Genomic DNA, 10,988 nt, shown 5'->3' with positions numbered 1-10,988 from the left:
GCGAGCGTGCGGGTGGTGGCGGACGTCGATCCGATCGACGTGCTGTGAGCGCTTCGCCGCGAGCCGTCGCGACGCCATCACACCATCGCGAACCCGTCACACCCGCGTCGAATCGTCACGAAAACGCAATCCGACCTCGAACGCCTGAAGGCTTGACGCATCGCGGAGTTAGGGGCCAAGATCGCCGCCGCTCTCCGTCTCCGGGCCTCACGCGGGCCTTGGCACCCTTTCCGCATTAGGAACTCTTCGACATGACGCTCGAATCCTCGGCTCGTCGCCGCATGGCGCCCGTCACCAGCGGCACTTCGATGTCGGTGCCGGCGGACGCCCCGGTCATCACGTTCGAGCGGGTGAGGGAGGATCCGAGAGTCAAGGTGTTCGTCCGCAAGGCGGACGAGGCACTGGCGGAGATCGGCTACACCGAACACGGAGAGCGCCACGTCGGGCTGGTGGCCCACATCGCGTTCAACACGCTCAAGCGCCTCGGTCATGCCGAGCGCGAGTGCGAGCTGGCTGCGATCGCGGGTTACCTGCACGACATGGGCAACGCGATCAATCGCGATCACCACGCCCAGTCGGGGGCGGCGATGGCGATGCAGATCCTGACGGGAATGGGCATGCCGGACCTCGAAATCGTCCGCATCATGGGCGCGATCGGCAATCATCACGAGAACGACGGCGACCCGGTGAGTCCGGTGTCGGCGGCGGTGATCCTGGCCGACAAGAGCGACGTGCACCGCACCCGGGTGCGCAACCCCGACATGATCAAGTTCGACATCCACGATCGCGTGAACTACGCGGTCGAGAAGAGCTTTCTGAACGTCGACGAGGCGCGCAAACTCATCACGCTCGAACTCAGCATCGACACCTCGATCTCGCAGGTGATGGAGTACTTCGAGATCTTCATGACGCGGATGCTCGCGTCACGCAAGGCGGCCCAATACCTCGGCTGTCAGTTCGGGCTCGCGGTCAATGGGAATCGCCTCACTTAGGGAGGAATTCGCGGTGATGACGTTCCGCAACCGAGTCGTCCTCGCCCTGACGAGCCTGGCGCTGTGCGCGGCGCTGCTGCCGCGCGTCGCCGAGGCTCGCAATCCTCATTGCGCGGGTGGCATCCAGTACGTGGTCGGCGGGCTGCGCGACAAGGAGAAGGGCAACACCGAGGACTACCTGCGCCAGATGAACAAGGCGATCCAGCAGCTCGAGCAGTGCGCGGCCGAGGACGCCGAGGATTCCGAAGCGATCTGCTACCTCGGCTGGGCCTACGCCGAGCTCGACAGCGCCGGACCGTCGGGCAAGTGGTTCGACATCGGCATCAAGGGCCTCGAGGCCAAGGGCGACAAGAAGAAAGTCTCCCAGTGGACCGACAACCGGAACTCGTACTGGGTCCGGTGGCTCAACGACGGCATCGGCAAGATGAACGCGGCGCGCGACGTGTACCCCGACTTCTGCAAGAAGCCGGCGAACGAGGCCGACGAGACGCTGCGTGGTGAGGCCGCCAAGAGCTACGAGTCAGCCGAACTGGGCCTGATGCGTGCCGCGGCGATGCGTCCCGCCGACTCGAACACGCTGCGAAACCTCGGCTCGCTGTATGCATTTCGCTGCGAATTCATGAAGGCCGAGAGCAAGTTCCGCGAGGCGCTGGCACTCGCCCCGAGCGACACGATGCTGCAGCAGAGCCTGCGCTCGGTTCGCATCAATCGCGCGAATCAGCTGGTCGACGAGCAGAAGCTCGACGAGGCCGAGAGCTACCTGAAGGAACTGATCGCGGCCGAACCCGCCAGCGCGGACCACGCGATGTCGCTCGCCGATCTCTACTTCAAGCGCGCGCAGGCGCTCAAGGACAATGAAGAGGGGCGCAAGGCTCAGTTCAAGCTCGCGGCCGACAACTACGCGCGTGCGTCGGGGAACCGCAAGGGCGACGCGGATCTGACGTTCAACGCCGCACTCGCCTATCAGTTCGCGTCCGACTATCCGAAAGCGGTCGAGTACTGGGAGGCGACGTCCCGGTTGCGCCCCAACGATCACGAGGCGCTGTCCTCGCTCGGCGCATGCCTGGTCGAGGTCAAGCGCTGCGACGACGCTGCAGTCGCCGTGCTCAAGGCGGTGCAGCTCAAGCCGGACCTCAAGAATCTGCATCGTCAGCTCGGGGCGATCTACTCCAAGTGCGGCAACAACGCACGCGCCACCGAACACCTGATGCTGTACCTGGCGATGGACAAGGGCGTCGCGGCGGCGGATCCCGCGGCGGCGGCAAAGGCCGCGCCGGCCGGAACGACGGCGGCGAAGACCCTCTCGACCGACGGCGCGCCGGAAAAGGTGTTCGCATGGCAGCAGGACAGCCAGAAGTACGAGACCTGGGTCTACTTCGCGAAGCAGACCGCGTTCACATTCGGCGGCGGACAGCTGGTCTCGAAGGCGAGTTGGGGCGTCTCGGCCGCGCCGAAGAAGAACTAACGGCCTCCGGGCTCGAACGCTCATGAATCCGGCCCGCACCGGAGCGCACGAAGACCTGGCGCTGCTCCGGCGCGGGCCGGTCGCCATTCTGGGCTACGGCCATCAAGGCGAAGCGCACGCGCTCAATCTGCGTGACGCCGGCCTCGAGGTGGTGGTGGGCGCGCGCGCCGGGCATGCGGCGTTCGAGCGTGCGGTCGCACACGGGTTCGCCCCGCTCGCGCTCGGCGAAGCGGTGACGCGGGCGGCGACCGTCGCGATGCTGCTTCCCGATGAAGTGGTGCCGGAGCTGTGGCACGAACTCGGCCCGCCGCTCGAGCGGGCGCACGCGGTGGTGTTCGCGCACGGCTATAACCTGCTCTACGGGGCGCTCACGTTCGGGGCGGCGACCGACGCGGTGCTGGTCTCGCCGACCGGCCCCGGCGCGGTCCTGCGCGAGCGCTTCGTGGCAGGCGCGGGGCTGCCGGCGTATCTCGCGGTGCACCAGGACGCGAGCGGCTCCGCCTGGCAGGTGGCCGAAGCGTACGCTTACGCGATCGGGTGCGGGCGCGCGACACTGATCCGCACCACGGTGCGCGAAGAGACCGAAGTCGACCTGTTCGGCGAGCAGGTGGTGCTGTGCGGCGGGATGAACGCGCTGGTCACGGCTGCATTCGAGACCCTGGTCGAGGCCGGCTATTCGCCGGAGATCGCTTACCTCGAGTGCGTCCAGCAGCTCGCCGCACTCGCCGACATGCTGAGAGATCGCGGGGTGACCGGAGTGCGCGAGGGGATCAGCGCGACCGCGCTGTTCGGCGATCTGACGCGCGGCCCGCGCGTGATCGGCGCGAGCTCACGCGCCGAGATGCATCGGATTCTCGACCAGATCCGTAATGGGGCATTCGCGCGCGAATGGGGCGCGGAGGCTGCGCGCGGCAAGCCGCTTCTCGCCGCCGGTCTGGCTGCTTCCCGCGCTCATCCGATCGAGCAGGCGCGACGTCGGGCGCTGCGCCTGCCGGAGTCGTAAGGCGTTGTCCAAAAGGCCATTGACAGGATTCGCCCGCGTGCTAGCCTGCCCCGCGATCAAGTCGTCTTCGTGCCCGAGACCCGGGGGATCCGGTGCCGCCGGCACGTTCAGGAGGAAGCAATGACCAAGGCGGATATCGTCGACCAGATCTCGGAGCGCACCGGACTCACGAAAAAAGACGTGGCTGAGACCGTCGACAAGTTTCTCGACGCGGTGGCCCGGGCGCTCGCCAACGGCCACCACATCGAAATCCGCGGTTTCGGCACCTTCCGGGTGAAGGACCGCAAGTCTCGGATCGCGCGCAATCCGCGCACCGGCGAAGCGGTTCCGGTACCGCCCCGCAAGGTCCCGGTCTTCAAGGTTTCGAAGGAACTGAAGGACATGGTCGCGCAGGGCTGACCTGAGCACCGATAGCGAAGCGGCGCGGCGATCGATCGCCGCGCCGCTTCGTTTTCGAGTCCTGCGCGACCGCTAGTTGCGACTGTTGCGGAGCAGCACCATGCGCAGGAGCTGGAGTGCGGCCATGGCGGCCGCCGCCACGTAGGTGAGTGCGGCGGCATCGAGCACCTGCTTGGCGCCCGCCACTTCCTGAGGCGCGATCGCGCCGGTGGTCTGCAGCTGAGCGAGCGCGCGCTTCGAGGCATCGAACTCGACCGGCAGCGTGACGAGGTGGAACAACACCGCGCCGGCGAAGAACAGAATGCCGATGTCGGCGAGCCACAGCAGCCGCCCGTTGCCGAACACGAAGCCGATGAAGAACAGCGGGAACGCCGCCATGCTTCCAAAGCTCGCAACCGGCGCGACCGCGCTGCGGATCGCGAGCGGCGCGTAACCTTGAGCGTGCTGGAGCACGTGTCCGACCTCGTGCGCCGCGACCGCGATCGAAGCGATCGAGCCGTCTCGGAAGTTGTGAGACGACAGCCGGACTTTCTTCGCGCGCGGGTCATAGTGATCGCTCAGCACGCCACCGACCTCTTCGATCGCGACGTCCTCGACGCCGTTGCGCCGCATGATGGTCTCTGCCATCTGCCGCCCGGTCATCCCGTTCGCGGCCCGCACGCGCGAGAACTTCTGATAAGTGTTCTGCACCTTCCACTGGGCCCACATGGCGAACGCCAGCGCGGGGAGCAGCAGCAGCATGGTCTTGTCGAAGTATCCGAACATGTGGCTTCGAGCCTCCTGGGTGCGGACCGGCCGGCGACCTTCGCTCGAGCGGGACCCGCGTGCGTCGGCAGTATAGACGCAGCTCGGGCGGGTTCGTTTCGTCACGGTGTGGTGGCGGGTACCGCTTGACCTGCCCTTGTCACCGCGACCGTTCCGAGCGGTTTCGCAGCGCGCCGGTCGAGCACTGGCGCGAGGCTACGATTTGCGCGAGCATGCCGCCCGAACGGCGGCCGCGTTGCGCGCCCGGCGCTTCCACCATGAGCCCGACCTCTCCGATCGTCGACCTCCGCAGCGACACCGTCACGCGCCCCACACCGGCGATGCGCCGGGCCATGGCCGAAGCGGTGGTCGGCGACGACGTGTTCGGCGACGACCCGACCGTTCAGGCCCTCGAGCGCCGGGTCGCGGAGCTGAGCGGAAAGGAAGCCGCCGTGTACGTCCCGAGCGGCACGATGGGGAATCAGCTCGCGATCGCAACCGCGGCCGGCCCCGGCGACGCGGCGGTGATGGAGCGCGAGTCTCACATCTTCCTCTACGAGCAGGGCGGCCTCGCGGCCAACAGCGGCGTGCTGGCGCACACGGTCGCCGGAGCTCGCGGTGCGCTCGCGGTCGCGGATCTGACCGCGGCGCTGCGCGGTGAGGACGAGCACGTCGCGCGGGTGCGTCTGGTGTGCGTCGAGAACACGCACAATCGCGCCGGCGGCGTGGTGGTGCCGCTCGCCGAGCTGCGTTCGCTCTCCGAGGTGGCGCGGTCGCGCGGGCTCGGCGTGCATCTCGACGGTGCGCGACTGTGGAACGCCAGCGTCGCCAGCGGCATTCCGATCCGAGAATGGGCCGCGATCGCCGACACCGTGATGATGTGCTTCTCCAAGGGTCTCGGTGCGCCGATCGGCTCGATCCTGATCGGACCGGCCGAGCGCATGCTGGCTGCGCGGCGGGTGCGCAAGCGCTGGGGCGGCGCGATGCGGCAGGTCGGCATCCTCGCCGCGGCATGCCTGCACGCGCTGGATCATCACGTCGAGCGGCTCGCCGACGATCATCGCCGCGCGCGTTCGCTGGCGGCCGGGTTTCGCGAGACGCCGGGAGTGCGGGTCCCGGAGCCCGACACCAACATCGTGATCGTGGAGCTGGAGCATCCGGCGCTCGATCCGACCACGGTTCTCGAGGGCCTGGCGGAGCGCGGCGTCTGGATGGTTCCGTTCGGCACCCGCCGGCTGCGGGCGATCGCACATCTCGACGTCGACGACGCCGGCGTCGAGCAGGCGATCGCGGCGTGGCGCGCGGTCGCGGGGGGCGCAGTCCATGCCGCGGGGTAGACGCTCCGACACCCCCATGCTAACGTCCCGCCGCGCTTTTTCAGGCGGGTCCCACACGACACCTCGCGAGCCCGCCGAGTGACCGCCAACGACTCTCCCGTACGGGAGGGAACCCTCTATCTCGTTGCGACGCCGATCGGAAACCTCGACGACATCACCCGGCGCGCCGTGAAGGTGCTCGGGTCGGTGACCCGGATCGCGGCGGAGGACACGCGCCATACCCGCAAGCTGCTCGAACATCTCGGCATTCAGGCGCCGCTCACCAGCCTGTTCGAGCACAACGAGCGCGCCCGCTTGCCGCGCATGATCGAACGACTGCAGGCCGGGGAGTCGCTCGCGCTGGTGACCGACGCAGGTTCGCCGGGAATCGCCGATCCGGGGTATCCGTTGGTGAGGGCCGCGGTCGAGGCCGGGCTGCGGGTCGAGAGCATCGTGGGGCCGAGTGCGGTGATTGCGGCGCTGCAGGTCAGCGGTCTGCCGACCGATGCATTCACGTTCGTGGGTTTCCTGCCGCCCAAGTCGGTGGCGCGCCGCAAGCGGCTCGCGGAATACGCGGAGCGGCGCGAAACGCAGGTGGCATTCGAGTCGCCGCACCGCATCGAGGCGACGCTCGAGGACCTCGAAGCGGTGTGGGGCGAGCGCCCGATCGCGCTCGCGCGCGAGCTGACCAAGACATTCGAGGAAGTGTTGCGAGGAACCGCACGCGAGGTGCGTGAACGACTCACGGCGGAGCGCCGCCGGGGTGAGATGGTGCTGGTGCTCGGCGGCCGGACGCGCGCTTCGCGCGCGAGCCGCGAGCACGGAATCGAGGAGGGCGACTGAACGTGGCATCGCGTGACCCCGCGACCGCAACCGACCCGGACGAACGGCCCGATGCCGGCGAGGCTCCGCCGCGATTCAAGGATCGGCTCAAGCGCTTCGCTCATGGTGCGCTCGATCCGGTCGTGAATCTGCTCGTGGCGACCGGCGCGCGGCCCGATCAGGTCACGGTTCTCGGGCTGCTGCTCAGCGTCGCGGCGGCGCTCGCGTTCTTCGAGGGCATGTTCCGACTCGGCTCGCTGCTGCTGATCCTCTCGGGCATCTGCGACATCCTCGACGGCCAGATCGCCCGCCGCGACGGCATGTCGACGCGCTTCGGCGCGTTTCTGGACTCGACGCTGGACCGGCTCGCCGACGCCCTGGTGCTGGCCGGCATCGGCGGGTTCTACATCATCCATCTGGTGGAGCTGGTGATCGATCCGCCGCGGGCGGTGATGGAGATCACCCGGGATCTCGAGCCGGTGGTGTGGGCACGGATCGCCATGATCGCGGTGCTGGCGCTGATCGGGTCGTTCATGGTGTCCTACACCCGGGCACGCGCCGAAGGGCTCGGGCTCGATTGCAAGGTCGGCTGGTTCGAGCGACCCGAACGCATGGTGCTCCTCATCGTCGCCGGACTGTTCGGCGTTGGCCCGGTCATGCCGGCCGCGCTGATCATCCTGGCGCTGTTGTCGTCCGCCACCGCGATTCAGCGCGTGGCGCACGTCTGGAAAATCACCCGCACGGCGGGGATGGATCGATAACCGGGCGAGCTGACCCGGACCTCAAGGAGGCAGGAGACATGGGCAAGGTGCGCGTCGCCATCATCGGGGTGGGCAACTGCGCCTCGTCGTTCGTGCAAGGGCTGCACTACTACCGCAACGCCAAGGAGAACGACCGGATTCCGGGCCTCATGCACGTGAATCTCGGCGGTTACCACGTGCGCGACGTCGAAGTGGTGGCCGCGATCGACGTGGACCGCAACAAGGTCGGCAAGGACGTGGCCGATGCGATCCTCGAATGGCCGAACAACACGCTGGCGTTCGCGAAGGTTCCGAAGACCGGCATCAAGGTGCAGCGCGGCATGACGCACGACGGCCTCGGCAAATACCTGTCGCAGATCATCCACAAGGCGCCCGGCTCGACCGTCGACATCGTGAAGTTGCTCAAGGACACCAGGACCGACGTGGTGGTGAACTACCTGCCGGTCGGCTCCGAGGAAGCGACCAAGTGGTACGTCGAGCAGGTGCTCGAAGCCGGCTGCGCATTCGTGAACTGCATTCCGGTGTTCATCGCGCGCGAGAAGTACTGGCAGCAGCGCTTCGAGAAGAAGGGCCTGCCGGTGATCGGTGACGACATCAAGTCTCAGGTCGGCGCCACCATCACGCATCGCGTGCTGTCGCGTCTGTTCGTCGAGCGCGGCGTGCGCATCGACCGGACCTACCAGATCAACTTCGGCGGCAACACCGACTTCCTCAACATGCTGGAGCGCGAACGGCTCGAGTCGAAGAAGATCTCCAAGACCTCGGCGGTCACCAGCATCATTCCGTACGGGCTTCCGGACGACGACGTGCACGTCGGACCCAGCGACTACATTCCGTGGTTGAAGGATCGCAAGTGGTGTCACATCCGAATGGAAGGCACCACGTTCGGGGACGTGCCGCTCAACCTCGAACTCAAACTCGAAGTGTGGGACTCGCCGAACTCCGCCGGTGTCGTGATCGACGCGGTGCGGTGTGCCAAGATCGGACTCGAACACGGCCTGAAGGGCGCGCTGATCGCGCCGTCGTCCTACTTCAAGAAGTCGCCGCCGGTGCAGATCCCGGACGATGACGCGCGCCTGATGACCGAGCGCTTCATCAAGGATCCGAAGGGCACCGAGAAGCTGCTGCGCGAGAACGCGCCGACGGTGAAACGCGAGAGCAAGATGGTGGCAGGGGCGACCGCGCCGTCGATGAACGGGGCGCCGAGCACGACTCGCAAGGCGCGGCCGACCGCCAGGCCCGCCCGCGCGGCTGCGGCACGCGCGAAGCCCGCACGTCGTCGGACCGTGCGTCGCGCCAAGCCCGCACGCGCCCGCTGAGCGGAAAGGACCGGGAAATGCCGGGGCTGTTCGTCTCCTTCGAAGGTGGTGACGGCTCCGGCAAGTCCACGCAGATCGCGCGGCTCGCGGCGCGACTGCAATCACTCGGCATCGATCCGGTGGTGACGCGCGAGCCCGGCGGAACTGCGGTCGCCGAAGGCATCCGGGCGCTGCTGCTCGAGCGGCCCGAACGGCGCGGCGGAGCGCGGGAGCCGGGACCCACACGGCTCGCCGAAGCGCTGCTGATGGTGGCGGCGCGTGCCGACCTGGTCGAGAAGGTGCTCCGCCCCGCGCTCGAATCCGGACGCGTCGTGCTGTGCGATCGCTACGCGGACTCGACGCTCGCGTATCAGGGCGGCGGTCGCGGCCTCGATGCGGGATTACTCGAGGGCTGGAACCGCGCGGCGACCGGCGGGCTGGTGCCCGACCTGACGCTCTACTTCGACCTCGATCCCGAGGTCGGGCTCGCGCGCCGCACCGGAGTCGCCGGTTCGTCCAACCGCATCGACGCGGAGTCGCTCGAGTTCCATCGCCGGGTCCGCGCCCGCTACCTCGAACTGGCCGCAGCCGAGCCGGCTCGATGGCTGGTGCTCGATGCCAGCGCCGCGCCGGACACGCTCGAAGTCGCGGTGTGGAGTGCCGTCGAGTCGCGTCGCCGCGGCCCGGTGCGCGCCTAGGGCTGTGCTATAGTCGCCGCCCGCGCGGAGCGCCGCCGCCGCGCATTCCGACCGCGTTCCGAGCCGTCACTCCCCGACGGTCGCATCCGTGGCCCTCGTGGCGCACGCGGTCTCACGCGGTCGTCCGGGAGAGCGTCTTGATCCGTCGTCGCTTCGCAATCGCCGCGTTCCTGGTGGCGCTGTTCGTTCTCGGCTGGTGGGTGGGCCGTGGGCGCGCGACCGGGCGCGATCTGTACTCGAACGTCGATCAATTCATCGAAGTGCTGCAGCGCGTGCGTTCGAGCTACGTCGATCAGGTCGAGTCCGACTCGCTCATGAAGGGCGCGCTCGAGGGGCTGACGCGCGGCCTCGATCCGTATTCGCAGTATCTCGACCGCCGTTCGTACGAGGACCTGCAGGCCACCACGCATGGCGAGTACGGCGGCGTGGGGCTGGTGGTCGGCATTCGCGACGAGCTGCCGGTCGTGATCTCCCCGATCGAAGGCGGACCGGCGTGGACGCTCGGGTTGCAGACCGGCGACTTGATCGTGCGCGTCGAAGGTGCGAACACGATGGGGCTCGGACTCGAAGCGGTCGCGCAGCGGCTGCGCGGAGAGCCCGGCACCCACGTGCAGATCAGCGTGCGTCGCGAGGGCGAGTCCGATGATCGCGAGTTCGCGATCGAGCGCCGCGTGATCACGACCCGCAGCGTTCCTTACGCATTCATCGCGGCGCCGCGCATCGGCTACGTGCGACTGTCGGATTTCTCCGAGGACGCGGGTGGCGAGGTGCGGCTGGCGCTCGACCGGCTGCACCGCGAGGGCGCCACTCGACTGGTGCTCGATCTGCGCGGCAACCCCGGCGGGCTGCTCGATCAGGCCGTCGACGTTGCGGAGCAGTTCGTGAAGGCGGGGACGCCGCTGGTTTCGACGCACGGCCGCATGAAGGGCTCCGACACCACGCATCCGGCCACCGGCCAGCGGCCCGAACTGGCGTGGCCGATGGTGGTGCTGATCGATCGTGGCAGCGCTTCAGCCTCCGAAATCGTGGCCGGTGCGCTTCAGGATCTCGATCGCGCACTGGTGATCGGTGAGACCAGCTTCGGCAAGGGACTGGTGCAGAGCGTATTCCCGCTGCGCGGCGGGGGCGCGCTCAAGCTGACGACTGCGCGCTACTACACGCCGAGCGGTCGCTCGATCAACAGCGCCGCAAGTGAACGCCTGCTCGACTCGCTGCTGGCGCTCGGCGACGACGCCGTGTTCGGCGACGACGCCCCGGCACGCCCGGTGGTGGCCGACTCGACTCCGGCCGAAATGTTCCGAACCGCGTCCGGCCGCCCCGTCTACGGCGGCGGCGGCATCCGCCCCGACGTAACCGTGACTGCCGACACGCTGCGCGGGCTTGCGCGCCGCGTCGAGTCGCGCGGCCTCGCGTTCCGGTTTGCAAACGTGTGGGTGACGCGTCATCCGGAGTGGAAGTTCGGCCACCCCCTCGACGATGAGGTGCGCGCC

At 68.2% G+C, this 10,988-nt stretch carries 11 protein-coding genes; 10 read left to right on the top strand and 1 reads right to left on the bottom strand.

Annotated features, from left to right (window positions below; genetic code table 11):
- Positions 1-308 precede the first annotated feature (308 nt).
- The 4 genes from HOP12_04450 (at position 309) to HOP12_04435 (ending at position 3,859) form a co-directional block, all read left to right on the top strand.
- Complete coding sequence (locus HOP12_04450; GenBank protein NOT33404.1) at positions 309-992, top strand: HD domain-containing protein; 684 nt, start codon at positions 309-311, stop codon at positions 990-992.
- A gap of 16 nt (positions 993-1,008) precedes the next feature.
- Positions 1,009-2,457, top strand: coding sequence for a tetratricopeptide repeat protein (locus tag HOP12_04445; protein ID NOT33403.1), 1,449 nt, complete (start codon positions 1,009-1,011; stop codon positions 2,455-2,457).
- 22 nt (positions 2,458-2,479) lie between these two features.
- Positions 2,480-3,460 carry a ketol-acid reductoisomerase gene (ilvC, locus tag HOP12_04440; GenBank protein ID NOT33402.1) on the top strand — a complete coding sequence of 327 codons (981 nt, stop codon included), beginning with the start codon at positions 2,480-2,482 and terminating at the stop codon, positions 3,458-3,460.
- Between the two features lie 120 nt (positions 3,461-3,580).
- Positions 3,581-3,859 (top strand): integration host factor subunit beta, encoded by a 279-nt coding sequence (locus HOP12_04435; GenBank protein ID NOT33401.1) that lies wholly within the window; start codon positions 3,581-3,583, stop codon positions 3,857-3,859.
- A 72-nt stretch (positions 3,860-3,931) separates the two neighbouring features.
- On the opposite strand, the gene HOP12_04430 is transcribed toward HOP12_04435, so the two are convergent.
- Positions 3,932-4,624, bottom strand: coding sequence for a zinc metallopeptidase (locus HOP12_04430; GenBank protein NOT33400.1), 693 nt, complete (start codon positions 4,622-4,624; stop codon positions 3,932-3,934).
- A gap of 257 nt (positions 4,625-4,881) precedes the next feature.
- Between HOP12_04430 and HOP12_04425 the strand changes: the two genes are divergently transcribed.
- The 6 genes from HOP12_04425 to HOP12_04400 all read left to right on the top strand — a co-directional run.
- On the top strand, positions 4,882-5,940 hold the full coding sequence (locus HOP12_04425; GenBank protein ID NOT33399.1) for an aminotransferase class I/II-fold pyridoxal phosphate-dependent enzyme: 1,059 nt from the start codon (positions 4,882-4,884) through the stop codon (positions 5,938-5,940).
- 78 nt (positions 5,941-6,018) lie between these two features.
- Positions 6,019-6,762 carry a 16S rRNA (cytidine(1402)-2'-O)-methyltransferase gene (gene rsmI, locus HOP12_04420; protein NOT33398.1) on the top strand — a complete coding sequence of 248 codons (744 nt, stop codon included), beginning with the start codon at positions 6,019-6,021 and terminating at the stop codon, positions 6,760-6,762.
- Positions 6,763-6,764: 2 nt separating this feature from the next.
- The gene (locus HOP12_04415) at positions 6,765-7,502 is read left to right on the top strand and encodes a CDP-alcohol phosphatidyltransferase family protein (GenBank protein NOT33397.1); all 738 of its coding nucleotides are present in this window, start codon (positions 6,765-6,767) and stop codon (positions 7,500-7,502) included.
- 38 nt (positions 7,503-7,540) lie between these two features.
- Entirely contained in the window at positions 7,541-8,821 is a 1,281-nt protein-coding gene (locus HOP12_04410) for an inositol-3-phosphate synthase (protein ID NOT33396.1), read from the top strand.
- Between the two features lie 17 nt (positions 8,822-8,838).
- Positions 8,839-9,498 (top strand): dTMP kinase, encoded by a 660-nt coding sequence (gene tmk / locus HOP12_04405; GenBank protein ID NOT33395.1) that lies wholly within the window; start codon positions 8,839-8,841, stop codon positions 9,496-9,498.
- 137 nt (positions 9,499-9,635) lie between these two features.
- A partial coding sequence (locus tag HOP12_04400; GenBank protein NOT33394.1) for a S41 family peptidase occupies positions 9,636-10,988 on the top strand: 1,353 nt, incomplete at its 3' end.

Source organism: Candidatus Eisenbacteria bacterium (assembly GCA_013140805.1).
Lineage (GTDB): Bacteria > Eisenbacteria > RBG-16-71-46 > RBG-16-71-46 > RBG-16-71-46 > JABFRW01.
The sequence above is the reverse complement of the archived record's forward strand: the minus strand, read 5'-3'. Positions and strand labels throughout refer to the sequence as shown.